The 18,067-nt window shown below is 58.1% G+C and carries 9 protein-coding genes; all 9 read right to left on the bottom strand.

The window, feature by feature from the left end:
* Positions 1-2 precede the first annotated feature (2 nt).
* The 9 genes from B0G52_RS23095 to B0G52_RS23055 all read right to left on the bottom strand — a co-directional run bounded on the left by B0G52_RS23095 (position 3) and on the right by B0G52_RS23055 (position 17,961).
* A complete protein-coding gene (locus B0G52_RS23095; protein ID WP_094047762.1) occupies positions 3-875 on the bottom strand; it encodes a carbohydrate ABC transporter permease in 873 nt (290 codons plus the stop codon).
* A gap of 7 nt (positions 876-882) precedes the next feature.
* Positions 883-1,767, bottom strand: coding sequence for a carbohydrate ABC transporter permease (locus tag B0G52_RS23090; RefSeq protein WP_369827114.1), 885 nt, complete (start codon positions 1,765-1,767; stop codon positions 883-885).
* 100 nt (positions 1,768-1,867) lie between these two features.
* The gene (locus B0G52_RS23085) at positions 1,868-4,807 is read right to left on the bottom strand and encodes an extracellular solute-binding protein (RefSeq protein WP_094047760.1); all 2,940 of its coding nucleotides are present in this window, start codon (positions 4,805-4,807) and stop codon (positions 1,868-1,870) included.
* A 103-nt stretch (positions 4,808-4,910) separates the two neighbouring features.
* Positions 4,911-6,323: an ABC transporter substrate-binding protein gene (locus tag B0G52_RS23080; RefSeq protein WP_094047759.1), complete on the bottom strand. Its 1,413-nt coding sequence runs from the start codon at positions 6,321-6,323 to the stop codon at positions 4,911-4,913.
* Between the two features lie 1,633 nt (positions 6,324-7,956).
* Positions 7,957-9,864: an S-layer homology domain-containing protein gene (locus B0G52_RS35655; protein ID WP_158223835.1), complete on the bottom strand. Its 1,908-nt coding sequence runs from the start codon at positions 9,862-9,864 to the stop codon at positions 7,957-7,959.
* A 32-nt stretch (positions 9,865-9,896) separates the two neighbouring features.
* The gene (locus tag B0G52_RS23070; RefSeq protein WP_094047757.1) at positions 9,897-13,280 is read right to left on the bottom strand and encodes a fibronectin type III domain-containing protein; all 3,384 of its coding nucleotides are present in this window, start codon (positions 13,278-13,280) and stop codon (positions 9,897-9,899) included.
* 330 nt (positions 13,281-13,610) lie between these two features.
* The gene (locus tag B0G52_RS23065) at positions 13,611-14,303 is read right to left on the bottom strand and encodes a copper homeostasis protein CutC (protein WP_094047756.1); all 693 of its coding nucleotides are present in this window, start codon (positions 14,301-14,303) and stop codon (positions 13,611-13,613) included.
* Positions 14,304-14,573: 270 nt separating this feature from the next.
* Positions 14,574-16,169, bottom strand: coding sequence for a response regulator (locus tag B0G52_RS23060; RefSeq protein ID WP_158223834.1), 1,596 nt, complete (start codon positions 16,167-16,169; stop codon positions 14,574-14,576).
* Positions 16,162-17,961: a sensor histidine kinase gene (locus B0G52_RS23055; protein ID WP_158223833.1), complete on the bottom strand. Its 1,800-nt coding sequence runs from the start codon at positions 17,959-17,961 to the stop codon at positions 16,162-16,164. Before B0G52_RS23055 ends, B0G52_RS23060 begins: the two co-directional genes overlap by 8 nt.
* Between the last annotated feature and the right edge of the window lie 106 nt (positions 17,962-18,067).

The raw sequence follows: 18,067 nt of genomic DNA, 5'->3' as shown, positions 1-18,067 counted from the left end.
CCTTAATCCTTCAGCCCCGACGAGGACATCGTCTGAATGACGTTGCTCTGCGTCACGATGAATACGGTGATCGGCACGAGCATCATCAGCAGCGTGACGGCCGCGACCGGTCCCGTTCTGGCGATGCCGCCGTTGGCGATCTGCCCGAACACCGCGTCCACCGTCCGAAGCTGCTCGCTGTAAATGTATTTATGGCTCGTCACCGAGCCGTTCGTCCACAGGTTCTGGAGCGAGAAAATAATGAGCGTCAGCCACGCGGGCTTAACGATCGGCATGACGATTTTCCAGAAAATCCGGTACTCGCTGGCCCCGTCGATCTTCGCCGCCTCGATCAGCGCGTCGGGAATCTGCTCCATGAACTGCTTCATCAGATACAGCCCGAGCGTCGTTCCGAAGGCGGGAATGAGAATCGCCCAATACGAGTTGATCATGCCGAGCCACGAGATCGTCATATAGTTCGGCACCTGCGTAATGTACGGGGTGAACATGAGCGACAGCACGACGATGTGGAACAGCGCGCCGCGGAAAGGGAACTTGACCTTGGCCAGCGGGTACGCCGCCGCCGAAGCGATGACGACATGTCCGGCCGTTCCGATGATCGCGATGAAAAACGTATTGAACACGTACCGCGAGAACGGCACCCATGAGTCCGAGAAAATGTTAAGCAAGTCCTTGAAGTTCTGCACCGTCGGATTGCGCACGATAAAACGGGGCGGGAACGCGAATATTTCGTCCAGCGGCATGAACGCCCTGTTCACCGTGTAGACGAGCGGGGCCGCCATGAAGACGGCTACCCCCGCCAGCAGCAGGAACAGTAAAATATCGACGGACCATGAACGGTTAAGCCGTCTGCGCAAAAGCTGCTTCAGTCTCATCTCCGCTTTACTCACCCACTTTTTTGAGCAGTTTCTGCGTCATCAAATTCGTTCCGAGCATAATCGCGAACAGAATCGTCGCGATCGCCGAGGCGTAGCCCATCTGGAAGCGGATCGTGCCATAGTCGACCAGGTGCGTGACGATCGTATGCGCCGCGTAGTCGACGCTCGGGAACCCGATCATGTAGATGGAGATTTCCGCGACCGCGAACGCCGTCGTGATCTGGATGACGGCTCCGAACATGAGCTGCGGACGCATCGTCGGCAGCGTAATGAACCACAGCTCCTGCCAGCGGTTGCGGACGCCGTCGAGCGCGCCGGCTTCGTACAAGGTGCGGTCGACGTTCTGCAGTCCGGCGATGAACGCCAGGAACGAGGTTCCGAGACTGAGCCACAGCTGCACCATAATCAAAATGCCAAGCATATAGCGCGGGTCCTGCAGCCACTGGATCGGCTCCATAATGAAGCCCCAGCGCATCAGGAACGAGTTCATATAGCCGTACGAGTCGCTGGAAAACAGCGTCTGCCAGATCAAATACGTGTTGCCGGCGATCGACGGCGCGTACAGAATGAGCGTCAGCAGCGCGCGCAGCTTGGGCGGCAGCTCGTTGATGAGCCAGGCGAACAGGAAGCAGGCGACGTAGCTGATCGGCCCGGTGATGAAGGCGAACAGGAACGTGTTCTTGAGCGCGATCAGGAAGACGTCGTCCTGGACGAACAGCCTGGCGTAATTGTCCCAGCCGACCCAGCGCGGCGGCTCCAGCATGTTGAAGTAAGTGAAGCTGAGCGCCAGCGACATGAGGACCGGAACGACGGTGAACGTAAAGAAGATCAGGAAATAGGGCGCCATCAAGACGAAGGCATGCCGGTTCTTTCGGACTTCCGCCGCCATGTAGCCTAGCTTTTTGCGAATGATCGGATAGATGGGTCAACCCTCATTTCTCATTGGGCGTGTCTGCATACTCCGAGGACAGCGGGTTTGCATACACGCCCTAGGGAAGATTAAATTCTTTCCGCTTGGCGGTGATTTCTTCGTTCATGTAACGAACGTAATACTCCATCGTCTCGCGCGGATCATCGCCCTGAACGACGACTCTGCGGAAGGCGTTGTCGATGTGCCGTCCGGTCAAGTAGCCGCCCGGCACCTCGGGAACGCCCCGTACCCAGCGCATCTGCTCCATCAGCTTGGCCAGATCGGCGGTCGGCCACGGCAGCTTCGTCAGCGCCGCTACGTTCGCCGTCGGATAGCGGGCCGAAGCGCCGAGCCGCACTTCCATCTCGCGCCCGAAGGCGAGCTGGGTTTCTTCGCTTGTCCACCACTTCAGGAACTGCCAGGCCGCGTCCTTGTCTTCGGTATGCTCGAACATGACGACTGCCGAGCCGCCTCCTCCGACGTCACGCCTGATCGTGCCGTCCGGCAGCGTCGTTCCGGGAACGGGCGCGAAATCCCACAGTCCCTTGATCTCGGGCGCGAAGACGACGAGCTTGTTGTACATCGTGTAGTCGATAATGCCGATCGGCATCTCGCCGGTGCGGAAGCGGTTGGCGAAGTCGACCTGGATCGGCAGCTTGTAGTTGACGTACAGATCAGTCCACTTCTTGAACTGCTCGATGGCGACCTCCTCGTCCAAGCCGCTGGCCATGTCTCCGTCCGTGTAGAACCGCCCGTCGTGCTGGTACAGCAGCATCGCGTACGTCGGGCTTGGCGGCAGCGTAATGATGTCCGTCGTCACCAGATCGTTGCCCTGCGCGTTCAGCCCCTTCTGCGGCAGCCCGAATTGCAGGTTGCGCTTCTGCAGCTCCGGCACAAGCGCGTACACATCCTCCCACGTCTGCGGCACCTTCAGCTTCAGCTCGTCCTCGATAATATCCTTCCGGTAGAACAGCACCGGGAAGTTGAGCTGCTCCGGCAGCCCGTAATAGCCGCCGTTATAGGCGAACGGCACCATCGCGCTGTCCTCGAAGCGCGTCCGCACTTCGTCGAAATCCGGGAAGACGGACAAGTCCTGAAGCGCGTTGCGCGTCGCGAAGTTGACCGGCACCTCGTTGCCGACTTGCAGCGCGATGTCGGGTCCTTCCCCGGACACGGTCGACGGCAGCAGAATGTCCGCGGAGACGAGCTTCAGATTCACGGAGATGCCCGTCTGCCTCGTGAACGAATCGTCGATCAGCCGCTTGACGATCTGCGCCTGGTCTCGCGCCGACGTGATCCACACCGACACCGAGCGTCCGGCGCCGTCCTCTCCGCCAAAGTCGTCGTAATTTTCATAGAACGAGGCCGCGAACGAAGCCGTCTCCGACCGCAGCTTCTCCCATCTCGTCGCGTCCGGGTCCGGCAGCTCCGCGCCTGGCGTCGAGACGAGCAAATAATCGATCGCCAGCGGCTGCTCGGTCATCATCAGCAGCCATGCGCCGAGCGCGCCGACGTTGTTCTTGAACGAATCGAGCCGCCCCGGCACCGTATCCGGCCGGTCGGCCATGTCGCTGAGCTGGTAGGCCAGCGTGTTCAGCAAGGCGGAGCGGTCGTTGCTGCCGCCGTCCGGCCCTTCGATGATGGCGGCGATCGTCTTCAGGCGTTCGCTCTGCTCGCGGAAGGCGTCCGACATCTCGGGAATGCGCTTCTCCAGCGCGTAATCGCGGAACGCGTCCGGCACGACGCCGGTGTAGCTGATGATTTTGCGGTAGATCGCGTTCAGCTCGAGAATGCTGGACTCCGCCGCGCGAACGATGGGCGCGATCTCGCCGAGCGTCACCTCGAGGCGCACCGAATGGCGTCCCTTGGTCAGATAGAACAGATACGGATCGTCCTGGCCGTTCCCCAGCACCTTCGTCTGCCAGGCGCTGTCATAGGCGAACCCGATCCGCTTCGCCTCGCGAAACGGAATTTCGCCGTCGACATACAGCGTTCGCAGCGACGACATGCCGGTCAAGTAGTTTTGCCGGTTTTTCACCGCGATCTGATAGAGCCCGTCCTCGGGCGCCTCGAACTCCCATTCGATCCACTGTCCGGGCATCCGCCACGCCCAGCCGCCCGCCGCGTTGATGCGCAGCTTGGACGTATGGTACGGCTCGACCGCCGGACTGGAGCGATCGTTGTACGGCGCCAGCATCGAGTCCGATTTGTAGGCCGCCGTTTCGCCCTGCACGGTAATCAGCGTTCCTTCGGCGCTGCGGTAGCCCAGTTCCTTATATCGATTCGCCAGCTCTTCGTAAGACGGCGCAGTATCCGGATTCGTCAGCTTCAATTCGGCGATGACGAGCGGCTCTTTAATGGAAGCGAGCGTCAGCTCGTGCTTGCCGGCGGTAAAATAAAACAAATAAGGCTCCTCGTAATACCCCGTCGCGTCTTTAAGCCAAGCTTCGCGCCACATCGGCGCTTCCTCCTGCTTCGGCGTCAGGTCGTTGCCCCGGCCGTCGCGCTCGAGCCCGCCGTCCGCGTCTTTCCATACCCGGTTGAAAATGAGGCTTTTCGCTTCCCTGAACGGAGATGCTCCGTCGATCTCCAGCTCTCTTTCGATGTCGGAATCTTTGCCCTTGACCGTATAATACTTGATGCCGATCTGATACAAGCCGGGCTGTTCGACGTCGACCTCCCACGTAATCGAGCCCGCGTCCCTGGTCTGCGCCAGCTTGCCGCTCACGCCCTCGAACTCGCTGAGCGCCGTGGCGGACATGCCTTCGGTTCGGCTGAAGCTGCCGCCGTCGATGCGAATTTCCGCGAGCGGCCGATCAGCGTCGGCGTGCTTGGCCAAATACTCGTCGTAACCGCCCTGCTTATAGGAGACATAGCTTGCGAGACTTGACACGTCGAACGGACGATCCTCCGCGGCCGCGCTGCCGCGGGACCCGCCCGAGAACAGGACGACGAGCGAGATGACCGCCGCGGCGGCAAGGGCCGAATACGCTATCCATTTAAGTTGTTCTCTCCGCATAGTTCCCCTCACAAGACGTACCCCTACTCGTCATGGCCGGTAATCACCAATCCCGAAATAGGGGTACCCGTTCAGAATAAAAGCCTTTTATGCCGGTGTACTCTTACTCGCCCAGCATCTTCTGAATGTTGGCGTCGAACTGATTTTTCACTTTCTCCGCGGCCGTGGCCGGCGCTACCTTGCCTTCGGTAATGTCCTTGACGACCTGGTCGACCAGTTGGTCGCCTTCCGGCACGGCGATGAAGCTGCCGCTGTAATCGATCTTGTCGTACATCTGCACGCGCGTCTCGTACGCTTCCGGCGGCCAGGAGTTTTTCCAGGCTTCCATCGCCAGCTCTTTGTTTTTGCCGTGCAGGCTGATTTCGTCCATGATCTTGACCGCGATCTCCGGATGCTTGGAATACTTCGAGAGCATATACATGTTGCCGTACGGCGTGAACGAGGTGTAGTCGGTCGCGTTCGGCGCCTTCGGGAAGAAGACGTACCCGAGCTCCACGCCCGGCATATTGTCCTTCAGGCCGGAATACTCCCAGTTAAAGCCGCCGTACATAATGCTTCTGCCGGCGATGAACGCCTTGTCGTTGCCTTCCTCCGGCGCCGGCTGCACGATCGACTTGTCGACGTTGTACATGTCGTACATGAGCTGCAAGCCTTGGATCGAATTGGCGCTGTCCATCGAGAACTTCATGTTGCCGCTTTCATCCTTGTCGAACGCGCCTTTGTTGCCGTAGACGAACTGTTCGAGGCTCGTTTTCATATCCCCGATGAAGCCGAACACGTCGGTTTTGCCGTCGCCGTTCGTATCCTGCGTCGCCTTCTTCGCCAGCTCGCGGAATTTGTCCCACGTCCACTCCCCGCTTTGCTGCAGCTGGAACGGATCGTCCAGACCGAGCTCCTGAACGAGCTTCTTATTGTAGAAAAGGCCGTAAGGCGACGGAGGGGAATCGATAAATCCGTACTGCTTGCCGTCGAACGTTCCTCCGTTTTTCATCCAGGCGATGTATTTCGGATCGCTCGTATCCAGCAGATCGTCGATCGGAGCGACGAAGCCTTTGTTCACGAGCTGCGGGAACGCCCAGAACAGCTCCAGAACGACGATATCGGCGAACGGCTCTCCGGCGAGCGACGTCGTCGTGAAGTTCTCGACGTACTTGCCGTAATCGCCGAACTTGACGAATTCGAGCTTGCCGTTGTATTTCTTCTCGGCCGCTTCGATCAGCGCGACTTTCTCGTCGTCCGCCGGCGTGCGATCGGCTTCCGCGATGCCCCGCGGATCGGCGCCGTCCCACCAGAGGCCGATCTTGACCGTTGCGCCTTGCAGATCCGGAGCCGGCTCGGCCGATTCGGACGGAGACGCGCTCGGCGATTCCGATGCCGACGGACTCGGACTGGCGGACGGAGACGCGCTCGGCGAAGAACTTGAATTGGATTTGGAGCCCGAGCAGCCGACCAACGATACGGCAAGCAGCGCCGCCACGGCGGCGGCCATGAATTTGCGTGGATTGTAGAACTGCATGTAGATGAGTCCTCCCCTTGAATCTCAAAGTTAATGACACTGCAACTTCGAAACTGCCTTAGCTAAACTGCCGATCGCCCCGCGCGACCTCCCCTCGCCCCTTTTCCAATGATTTGGTATACCTAAATTCTCCGTTTTTATGCTGATACCCAGATGATTACGTTTTCATTTTATATTCTGATTCGTTTTTTGTAAATAGTGATTATATCTTTTTATTATGAAAACGCTAAAATCGTCGTTTTTCGCGTTTTTTATCTATGAAATATCAATATGGTATATCTTATTTCGAGTTAATCGCCCGTATTCAAAGCAGTCATATATCTTTTCGTAGGAAGTTAGGTCTAATACATCGATCCCTGAGATCTCCCGTTGGAGCGAACACAGGAAAAAAACGATGTCTCCGAGAGCCAACGTATCATATTGCGAGTGCCGCATGCGGGATTGAGGCCGCTTAAAAGTTTTGCCGAGGATCTCGGGCAGGACGGTGGCCTTCTGCGCGGGGGGATAGCAGCGTTAGCGGGTTTCTTAGAACATCGTGGGCAATTCGGACGCTTTTTGCGAGGCGTTAGCAGGTTCCTTAGAACATCGCCAGCAATTTGGAGGTTTTCTGCGAGGCTTTAACAGGTTTCTTAGAGCATCCCGGACAGGACAGAGGATTGTCGAGAGGAGTTAGCTTATTTGTTAGACACAACTCTCTTCGTCCAAGAGAGGTTTACGAGAGCCAAGTGTTCATGTGCCTGAATGGGTCTTTGCAGCCCTCTCGTATCCCCCTTCGCTCTCCCCCCTTGAATCGTTCACACTAAGTTGGACAGAAAAAAATGAGGGGGAGTAGAATTCAGGGGGCTGGCTCCCACTTCACAGTCAATTCACGACTCTGGATGATCAGACAGTTGCGCGACTCGGCGCGTCGCCAGCAGAGGGCAGCCCGCTGACGACGGCTGACAGCCTAGTAGAGCATTCCAGAAGTAAATGCGATTGCGCTCGAAGCCGATGCAATCTTACTCTCCAACCCGACTCAGCGCGGTTGCAGCTACTCTGACGCCCCATTCGATACTCCAACCTGACTCAGCGCGGTTGCAGCTACTCTACCAGCTCATTCGATGCTCCAACCCGACTCAACGTGGTTACAGCGACTCTGACGCCCCATTCGATGCTCCAACCCGACTCAGCACGGTTGCAGCTTCTCTACCAGCTCATTCGATGCGCCAACCCGACTCAGCGCGGTTGCAGCTACTCTGACGCCCCATTCGATACTCCAACCCGACTCAGCGTGGTTGCAGCTACTCTGACGTCCCATTCGATGCTCCAACCCGACTCAGCGTGGTTGCAGCTACTCTACCGGCCCTTTCGCCGCTCCAACCCGACTCAGCGCGGTTGCAGCTACTCTACCAGCTCATTCGATGCTCCAACCCGACTCAGCGCGGTTGCAGCTACTCTACCAGCTCATTCGATGCTCCAACCCGACTCAGCGCGGTTGCAGCTACTTTGACGCCCCATTCGATGCTCCAACCCGACTCAGCGTGGTTGCAGCTACTCTGACGTCCCATTCGATGCTCCAGCCCGACTCAGCAAGGCTGAGTCAGCCTGGATTCTTCAACATCTTGGTTACGTTACTTCGGGGGCGCTCTACTAGTTACTGCCCGAGTTCCACGCTGCGCAGCATACGCAAGATGAACGTCGCCGCTTCGGCGCGTGTAGCGTTGCCGTCCGGATCGATGAGCGCCCCTGGCTTACCGGTAATGACGCCGTTCACGATGCCGTAAGCAACCCCCTCCCGCGCATATTCGGCAATAGCCGACGCGTCCTTGTAGCGACCGACCGCAGTCGCGATTGCTTCGGCCAACAGTTCGTCTTGCTTGCCTGCGAAAGCCGACGCGCGCGCGAGCATGACAGCAGCGTCCTCGCGACTAACCATCGCTTCCGGCTCGAACCTTCCGTCGGCCAGACCGCGGACGATACCAGCGTCATATGCGGCCTGCACCTCGCCTGCCGCCCAATACGCTTCCGTCACGTCCTTGAACAGTCCTTCGCTGCGCTTCGGTGTCAGCCCAAGGGACCGCACGAGCATGGCCGCGAATTCCGCGCGCGTAACGGTGACGTTCGGACGGAAACGTCCGTCACCGTCGCCTTGTACAATTAACCTGGCGGCAAGTCGTCCAATTGAGTCGTGCGCCCAGTGGTCCTCCGTCACGTCTTCAAAGGCTGCCTCCATTCGCAGCAAAGCATACAAACTATTGCCATTTCGTCTCAGTTCGACGAATGCGCTTCCGTCCGAAGCTTCGCGCACAAGGGTCGGCACGGGACGCAGTCCCCCGCCTTCCGTCGCCACTACGCCGGCATAGCCTGCAGTCGATTGGCCGCTCGACAGCTGGAACGTTCGGCTTACGAAGACGGAACCGAAATCCTCCCATTCATATCTATTTTCCCCATAGACCGCCCGGATAGAGAAAGCGGCAGGCGATGGGTCGGCGATCAATTCGGCGCCGAGCTGCTCCGCGGACTCGCGCAGCAATGCCAGTTCAGCTGCTGTTGCCTTTTGCACGACAATTTCGAGTGTCCATTGTCCTTCCACGCCATCCTGTACCTTCTCCTTGAGCTGGCGAAGACGGTCCGGCGCGAACAAGACCGCCGGCAATCGATAGACGACATCGCCGAGCGTCACGGCGAATGCGCTGCTCTCCGACTTCTCGAACAGTGCAGCCAACACTTCCGGGCTGACAGACAGCGCGAACGACATCGCATCAGCTGGCGCTTGCACGGACAGATCACCCTGCAATTGTTCAATATAGCTCGTCCAAGCTATGCCGCCCAAGCTGGCGCTCGCCTGTCCGTCCTTCAGTTCGATTGTCAAAGCAGGCCTGTTCAGTACGGCGGTTCCGGCATCATCCGTACCACCGGCACCACCCGTTCCGCCTGTCCCCCCTCCTCCTGCGCCGCCGTGGTAACCGACATTCACAGTCTCCCAGGCGGGCCTTCCGTTCGGATCGGGATTTGGCACGAGCAAATGATACGCGGCTGCAGCGTTGGGCAGCACAATGCGATAGCGTCCGTTCGCGTCGGTCGTCGCGTAATCGACAAGCTTCGGCGAAGCTCCGACCGTCTGCAACTGTACGCGAACCGAGCTGGCAGGAACACCGTCAAAGCGCGCAACCCCGGATATGACCGTTCCGGCGCTTAGCTCAATCGCAGGCAGCGACACAGCCGCCCCATCGACGGCAACCTCATGCCGCAGCGATAGCGCGTACGAGCCGGTCGTGGCCCGAACGTCGAGAATATAATCGCCGTCTGGCAGCTCGACGCTAAATTCACCGTACTCGTTCGTCGCCGCTTCGGTTACAGCCTCAAGTGTTGATTGATAGACATAAATCAATGCCGGAACACCGGTGCCGCCCAGCGTTCTTACTTGACCCGACACCGCATGTCGCGGTTCTTCTCCCGGCGCGGCCGCCGCAGCCGGCGACATCGCCGCCGCAATAAGCAGCGCGGCCAGCGCCGAGAGCAGCATACCTTTTATTCGAATCTTGTATGATGTTTCGTTCATCCTGCTATCCCGCCCTCCGAATGATAATCCCATCACGGCGTCCCTTCCGCCGACACTTGCTTCAGTGCGAAATCTTCCAGATAAGCTTCTCCCTCGAAGCCGTTGGCGTAAATCCACACTTGCACGAACTCCGTATCGGTCGGTGCCGAGAAAGAGCCTTCAAAGCGGACGAATTGACTGGAGGCCGAGCTGTAGTTGGCGATCCAATCCTCGCGAATGAGGGCGTCTTCACCGCTCAACGCGCGCAGGAAGCGCAGCTTCGCCTGAATCTCGCCGTTCAGCACTTCAGAAGCGAGTACATAACCCTCCAGCGTATACACAGCGCCCGCTTCCCCTTCCACCGCCTGCGAGATGGAGAACCAATCCTGTTCCTCCGTGTAAATTCTCATCGACGCATCGGCCGTGCCGGTCGCACCGGAGCGGGTGACCTGATCGGTCCACGAACAGAGCCAATTCTTCTCGCAATTCCAAATGGCGGTTTTCCAAGCCTCATTACGTTCATCGAAGGCTGGGTTCAACAACAGATTGCGATCTGGATCCTCTGGCTGCTCGATAGTCTCATCGCCCTCGCCGTAAGAGACAATTGTGAAATCGTCCAAATAAATTTCCGCATTGAGCCCTTCGATTCGAACATTCACTCCAACCTTGGTCGCCAGCGGCGGTGCCTCAAACTCGCCGTACACGGCATCGTAACCGCTTGTCGTGCCGCTGTATGCTTTTAAAGCATGTGTCTGGAGCAGGCTGCCGCCGGCGTTGAAAAACTGCAGGCGAACATGCGTTGTACCGCCATTGTTCACCGGAATGTCGATAAAGCCGTCAAGCGCGTACATCTTGCCCGGCACTGCATTGGCCGTTGCGGAATAAGCCTCGAACCAAGCGCCGGTGAAGCCTTCAATTTTGAAGGAGCGGTCGCCTGAACGCGGATTTGACTCATCGCTGATACAATATTGAGCTTGTTCGCAGTACCAATCTGTCGGCATCGTGCCCGAAGTCGTCTCGAAGGACGGATTCGGCAGCAGATTGTCCGACAGTTCGGGCTGGACCGTCTGCGCTTCTATCAGCTCGGACAGGCTCGACACATTCCACGAAGCGTCACGCGCGGCAACGCGATAACTGTATGCCGTACCGCGCCTCAAACCGCTGTCCTGATAGGTCGTATGCTGCGTCGTGCCAACCAACTGGCCGTTGCGATAGATGAAATAACCGACGACGCCCGTATTGTCGGAAGCAGCTTCCCATGCCAGATCGATTGTATTGACTGTCGCGACAGGCGCCGTCAGCGCCATTGGCGCCGAAGGGACTTCGACGTCCTGTGTCATCGTCGATACGGCCAACGGTACGCTTGCAGCCGACAGATGGCCTGCGGCGTCCCTCGCTCTAATCACGTACGTATAGGAACTCGCTGGCTCCAGCCCATAGTCTCGGTATGCGGCAGCCGATCCGGTCGTCGTTGAAATCTGCACACCGTTGCGATAGATATTGTAGCCGCTCACAAGCGTATCATCCGCCGACGCTGTCCAACTGAGCCATACGGAAGCTTCTGTCCGTCGGTTTGCCGTAACACCCGTGGGGGCGGAAGGAGCAGTCTGATCAACATAAACGGCGACTGGCCGTTCATTGGCCGAGTTCCACTCACTGCCTTGACGAATCGCCTGCATGGCAATGTCCCGCGAGAAGATCGGCACCTGCAGCGTCAGACCATTGGCATCAGCTGTCACGCTGGCACGCTGCAACCATTGCCCGGTGTATGTATCGTAGAAGGCTACCGTGTAATGCTCTCCTTCCGGCATATTAGGGATGGTCAACGTCAGTCCTTCCACTGTGCGAGGGTCTGCAACGTTGTACGGCGATTGCTTATCGTGAATCCAACCGATCATCCGGTCAGCGGTCTGAAAGCCGCCGGCGACGGTATCCATCTCTTGCTCACCATAATCAACGAACGGCATATGCAGCAGATGCCGTTCAAGCGGACGAATAAAATCGGCCAACAGTTTGTAGTGCGTCCTGAACGCCTCTGGCATGTGGAAGCCGTGCTCAAAAATCCACCATGAATTCGCAGCCGCCGCGCCTGCGCGGAAGATCGGCGCCCATACGCCATCATGCGCGTAGTTCAGCAGATCGGCGTCTTGTGAATGATCCGAATGCGTCTTGCCGGTCTCACCAAGAAAAATCGGGCGATTGCCGAACGTTCTAAGCGCGTTCAAACTTTTCTCCCAATGCTCGATTACATCCGCTCCGTCGTAATACGTATGCATGTTGACAACATCCAGTGTATGCAGCCCTTGCCAGGAACGCTGCGTCGCATGCTGCTCCGCATGATCCTGCCAGGCGAAACTTGTCGTCGTCGGGTGGTTATAGAAATCCAGACTTTTCCAATATGTGTCGACCGTTTCATGCCAGGCGTCTCGCACATCCGGATTGACGTTAACTCGGTTGTCCGCTTCGTTCCAGTACTCCAGCATGCCAAGCGACGTACTGTATCCCCATCTTGCGAACATGTATCGGAGCAGCTTCTTCTGATAATTGATTGCCTCCGGATTGAACCAGAAATCTGTGTTGTTCTCCTCCCAGTTCGATGGTCCGCCGTTCGCAATGTTATAGGCATGATAAGGCCAATCATAGTAGAAATCGCCGAAACTGTTCATCGTCAGCATAAGGTAAATGCCGCTTTCGCGGGCCTTATCCATCAGCCCGTCCATTCGTTCCATATTTCCGAGATGATAACGACCGACACCGTCATAAATCATTTCAATCCCGTTCTGCTCCGTACTGATGCCGGCTCCGTATTCCGGGGAATAATTGGACCACCAGCAGCTGAGCCAGATGCGCATCAGATTCATGCCGCTGTCTCTGTATTCGGGCATCGCCGCCTTGATCTCATCCGGTGCACCCCAGGCAAAGTTCGTCCCGAGCAGCGTCAACTGGTTACCGTAGCTGTCGCCGAAACGATCACCGGAGACGCCGAGAAAACCCCGACTCGCAGGATCGGGCTCCACCGCTTCGAAGGCGTAGAAGCCAGTCTCCGCGTACCCGGAACTATCGCTCACCGTCAGCATGACAGCATGTTCGCCTAATTGTCGAGGCGAATAACGCACTGCCCAATTCGGCGACATGTCGGATCGATAGAACCCCGGCATCGCCTCAATCTGCCCGTCTGGACGAACAACGACCGCCTGTACGTCGACTTCCTCCGGGTCGAACGGATTGTCATAATTCGTCGTGAGATTGAAGCTAACCTCCAGCTTGCCGTATTGCGCAGGCAAGTTTGTGTTCAGCGTCACGTCAGCGAATGGATAGTAATCGCTTTCATTTGTTGGCGAAGACGCTGCCCATGAGGCAGCAGGCACCACAAGCACTAGCAGCATGGCTAAACAAATCATTCCTGAAGCAATTTTGCGATAGGCTATGGCAGGCATGTCAAATTCGCTCCTTTCGGCTAATGATTCTTGCACCGACTCATTATAGCACCGGTTACTTCTGGCCAAACACCGTAAGAACCAGACTTTTCTACCTTAGAGATAAGACAAGAACTATTACTGCGAAATGCGGTATCCAGGGATTGAGGCCGTTTAGCGAGAGAACATCGTCCTCCGTTCGCCTTGTAAAAGCCCTTCCAGCGGGCGTTTCGTTTATTGATGTGTGCGAATAGGTCAATTGTGCAAAAAAAACAGGGCCGTCGCCCTGTCGCATCGCTCAGGGAAACGCCCCGTTATTCAGCGGCATCGGCGCCTTCGCCATGCTGCCGTTTATTTGTAGCGCCGTACGATTTCCGCCGCCGCCCTCAGCTTGTCGGGGTCGATCGGCTCCAGTGCTCGGCCGTTCCGCCTTACGCCGGTGCCCATATGGACCTCCCTGACTCCCGTCAGCCGAATGAACTCGTCCAAGGACACCAGACCGAGCCCGCTCCCGGCGAGAATGTCCAGAGAACGTCCTTCGCTCAGCCTGGCAAGCTCCGCGATCTCCTCCTTGGCGTCCAGTGCGCTCGGCTTGCCGCCGGAGGTCAATATTTTGCGGATCGCCGGATACCGGCTCAGCAGCTCCAGCGCCGCGCGCCGGTCCGCCAGCTCGTCGAACGCGCGATGGAACGTGACGGCCAGTTCTCCCGTCTCGCCGAGCAGCAGTTCCAGCGCGGCCGTATCGATCTCGCCCCGCTCGTCCAGCATGCCCATAACGATGCCCGCCGCGCCGCTCTCGCGAATGACCCTCGCGTCGCGCTGCATGACCGCCAGGTCGTCCTCGTCATAACGGAAGCTGTTCGCGTGCGGCCGCAGCATGACGTTCACGGGGATATCGACCGCCTTCACGACCTGCTCAATCAAGCCAACGCTGGGCGTCACGCCGCCTTCGACGATGCCCGAGATCAGCTCGATCCGGTCGGCTCCGTACTCCTGCGCGAGCTTGGCGTCCAATACGCTTGTTGCAATAACTTCCAGGATCATTTCGGATGCCTCCCTCGTTTTTTCGATTCAACACGGAATTTACGATAGCAGAAATCCCCGCCTCCGTCCACGCCCGGATTCACGCAAAAGCGCCGGAACAACCGCCCTTCCCTCGCTGGCGGCACCTCAGGCCTGCTCCCACCACTCCGCATCCTGCTATGCACCCACAGCGCTCCCTCTGCACTCCGCCCGCTACGATACACCTCACCGATTGCCCCTGGACTCCGCCCCCTACGATACACAGCACCGATTGCTCCCACACTCCGCCCGCTAAGTAGCACCGCCGCCGCTGCCCAGCCTGGCCCGGTAATCCCCCGCGCTGATGCCCGCATAGGCTTTGAACCGTTTGTAAAACCAGTCCAGCTCCCCGTAGCCGACTTCCTGCGCGATTTCGTACACCCGCATATCCGTCTCCAGCAGCAGCCGCTTCGCTTTCTCCATCCTCGTCTGCAGCAAGTAGTCGTTAAAGGACATTCCCGTTTTCGCCTTGAACAGCTTGCCCAAATAATTCGGGTTCAAGAATACTTCCTGCGCGACGCTGCGCAGGCTCAGATTCGTTCGGTACCGCTCCTGAACGATGCTCTTGACCGTACCGACGACCGAATGCGGCTGCACGTCGCGCATGCGAAGCAGCAGAGACATCACCTCGAAGCACTTCTTCTCCGCGAACGCGCACAGTTCGTCGGCCGTCTTCATCGTCAAGATTCGCTCGTATTCGCCGTGACCGGAGTGGAACAGGTCCTCCGTGCCGGCCCCGCTCGACTTGGCAAGCTGAAGCAATTCGACGAGCAGTTCGACGACCGCCGCCCGGATGCGCTTCTCCGCAGCGATTCCTGCCTTGAACCGCATGCGCAGACGGCCGATCGCTTCGCGCACCGACGTTTCCTCGCAGCTTCCGACCGCTTCCAGCACGCTCGCCCGAAGCTGCTGAATCTCTTCGTCATTGTCCGAGCCATCCGACAGCTCCGTCAGACTGAGCACCGTATTGCCCCCGCGGAGGAACTTGCCGTCGAGCGACTTCTCCGCCGCCGCGAACGCCTCCGGGACGTCGGACGGGCCGCGGACGCAACGCTCTCCGATTCCGATGCTGACCGTCTTCCCGACATGCTTGGCGATCGCGCTGACCATGCTGCACGCCAGCTCGCGCACCGCGTTCGTCTCGACTTCGTCGGCCCGTCCGCGCAGAAGAACGCCGAAGCGCTCCTCCGATTCCGCGAACACGCGGCCACGGTCGCCGCACAGCTCTTCGAGAACGTTGCGCACGGCATACCCGATGAGCTCGATATCCCTCTCCGTCAGATGCCCATCGTCTTCATGAAGGTAGTCCGGCTCCACGAGCAGCAGCGCGTAGTAATCGTCGCCCAGCGGCAGGCCGAGCAGCCGCTCGTGCTCTTCGATGTCCCCGCGTCCCGCCTGTCCGTGCGCCAGCTTGCGCAGGAACTGGTCTTGCAGCGCGGACAAGCCGAGCTGCTGCTGCCTCCGATGCAGCCGCTCCTCTTCGATCGCGGTACGGATGCGATGCAGCACGCCGATCAGATCGTCCTCGTCCGCGGGTTTCAGCAAGTAGTCGTTCACCCCGAGCTTCATGCCCTGCCTCGCGTATTCGAAATCCTCGTAGCCGCTCAGGATAACGACATGCGCCTCGGAAAACTCCTTCAGCTTCTCGATCAGTTCAAGCCCGTTCATCTTCGGCATGCGGATATCGGTCAGAATGAGCGCGAAGTGCCGGCTACGCGCCAGCTCCAAAGCCTGCTTGCCGTCTTCGGCCTCCGCCGCGATGCGAAAGCCGTGCTCCTCCCAATCGATCAAATATTTCAGCGAATCTCTGGCCGACGGCTCGTCGTCGACGATCAACGCGTTATACATCGCCATCCCCTCCGTTGTCCTCGTTAGCATCGCGCTGTCCCAAGGGAATTCTTATCGTCACCGTCGTCCCTTGCCCTTCGGCGCTGTCGATTCGCAGGCCGAACGTTTCTCCATACAGATTTCTGAGCCTCGCATTCACGTTGCGCAGCCCGATGTTCGCGTCCGCGGACAGCGTATCCTCGCTCATCCGCCTCTCGACTTCGGACAATCTGTCCGCGGACATGCCCAATCCGTCGTCGCCGACGGTCAGCACGAGCTTTTCCGGCAACAGCTCCCCCGCAATCCATATTCGCGACGGGTCCGGATTCAGCTCGATCGCATGGGAAATCGCGTTTTCCACGAGCGGCTGGATCAGCAGCTTCGGAATGAACACGTCCAAGCTCTGCGGCGGCAGGTCGATCTCGTACGTGAATTTGTGTCCGAACCGGTACTGCTGGATCTGCAAATAATTGTCGACGAATTCGATCTCCTCGTTGAGCCGGATCATCTGCCCGCCGCTTCTCAGCATCGTCCGGAACGACTTGGCGAGCAAGCCGACCACCTTCGCCGTCTCCCGCTCTCCGGCGACGAGCAGCTTGCCGCGGATCATGTTCAGCACGTTGAACAGGAAATGCGGATTGATCTGCGTCTGAAGGGCGTACAGCTCCACTTCCTTCGTCCGATAAGCCTGCTCGCGGCGGTCGATCTCGGATTGATACACTTCGCTGATCAGTTGGCCCAAACGCCGCACCATCACATTAAACATCTCTCCGAGCTGGGCAACCTCGTCCTTGCCTTTTACAACGACGAAGCTCTGAAAATTGTCCTTGTGAACCCGTTTCATCTTCGCGGACAATTCCGACAGCCTCCTTGTCATGCCTACGGTGATCGTGAAGATGAGCAGCCCGGAGATCGCGAACGCCAATACGAACAGGACGACGGCCAGCGTCTGCAACTGCTCGACCTTCGGCATCAGATCGTCAATCGGAGTGTAGGATACGACCTTCATGCCTCTGACCGAGTTGTGCGAATCGAGCGTCTTGAACAAAATTTGGAACGATTCCCCGCTGCTCTCGTCATGATGGATGAAGCTGCCGCTCTCCTCCCGAAGCACCCTGTCTCCGAACGGCAAATCTCGCAGATTGCCTGCCGCGTTCGCCTTGTCGGTATCGACAAGCACGTCCCCGTCGGCGAGCGTGAACAAGTACCGGCGACTCTTGCTCTCCTCGCTGACCAGATCGTACAGCACCTTCTGCTTGATCTCGATCGAGACGACTTTGGGAGACTCGGCCACGAAGTTGTTCAGCCTCTTCTTGTAGCTGAAGAGCATCTGGTTGTCGACTCGGGACAAGTAGGGCTCTGTCCAGTAGCCGCCGATCTGGCTGCCGTAGGCTTCTTGGTACCAGCCCGATTGGCGGATTTCGTCCGTAATCAGAAAGACGTTGGAAAACAAGAACGTCGGATTGTCGCTGTACAAATAAAAATAATGAATGTCCTTCGTCGTCTGCACCGCAGACACGAAGGGCTGATAGTAGTCGAAATATTCCTCGTAAGCTGCGAGCGGATCATCGAATCTCTTCTCCGTAATCTCGTCCAGGGAACGATTTAAAAAAAGCGTATTGGCGATTTCCTCGTACGAGGTCAGCTTGTTGTCCAGATTGGAGCTCACCTGCGAGAGAGAAAGTCGGTTGTTCTCCGTTATCGCCTCGAAGACGATGTCGGTGCTTCTCTTCATGAACACGTAGGTCAGCGACCCGAGCAGAAACAGCACGATGAACAAATTCGCCAGGATGAGCTTCGTTCGGATCTTCATGACCATACCCCGCCGTCATTATCGTAGTCGCCTTGCCGAGCTTGCCCGAATACGCCAATACTCCGTGCCTGATCGCTCAGGCATGGAGTAGGGCAACAAGGTTCGT

Source organism: Cohnella sp. SGD-V74, assembly GCF_003001675.1.
Lineage (GTDB): Bacteria > Bacillota > Bacilli > Paenibacillales > Paenibacillaceae > Cohnella.
Note: the sequence above shows the minus strand (reverse complement) of the source record. Positions and strands in the feature narration are given on the sequence as shown.

Bases quoted from the DNA above. Each gene is read 5' to 3' on its own strand.
- B0G52_RS23055 (WP_158223833.1), bottom strand. From the start codon at position 17,961: ATGAAGATCCGAACGAAGCTCATCCTGGCGAATTTGTTCATCGTGCTG.
- B0G52_RS23090 (WP_369827114.1), bottom strand. From the start codon at position 1,767: ATGGCGGCGGAAGTCCGAAAGAACCGGCATGCCTTCGTCTTGATGGCG.
- B0G52_RS23095 (WP_094047762.1), bottom strand. From the start codon at position 875: ATGAGACTGAAGCAGCTTTTGCGCAGACGGCTTAACCGTTCATGGTCC.
- B0G52_RS23085 (WP_094047760.1), bottom strand. From the start codon at position 4,807: ATGCGGAGAGAACAACTTAAATGGATAGCGTATTCGGCCCTTGCCGCC.
- B0G52_RS23070 (WP_094047757.1), bottom strand. From the start codon at position 13,280: ATGCCTGCCATAGCCTATCGCAAAATTGCTTCAGGAATGATTTGTTTA.
- B0G52_RS35655 (WP_158223835.1), bottom strand. From the start codon at position 9,864: ATGAACGAAACATCATACAAGATTCGAATAAAAGGTATGCTGCTCTCG.
- B0G52_RS23065 (WP_094047756.1), bottom strand. From the start codon at position 14,303: ATGATCCTGGAAGTTATTGCAACAAGCGTATTGGACGCCAAGCTCGCG.
- B0G52_RS23060 (WP_158223834.1), bottom strand. From the start codon at position 16,169: ATGTATAACGCGTTGATCGTCGACGACGAGCCGTCGGCCAGAGATTCG.
- B0G52_RS23080 (WP_094047759.1), bottom strand. From the start codon at position 6,323: ATGCAGTTCTACAATCCACGCAAATTCATGGCCGCCGCCGTGGCGGCG.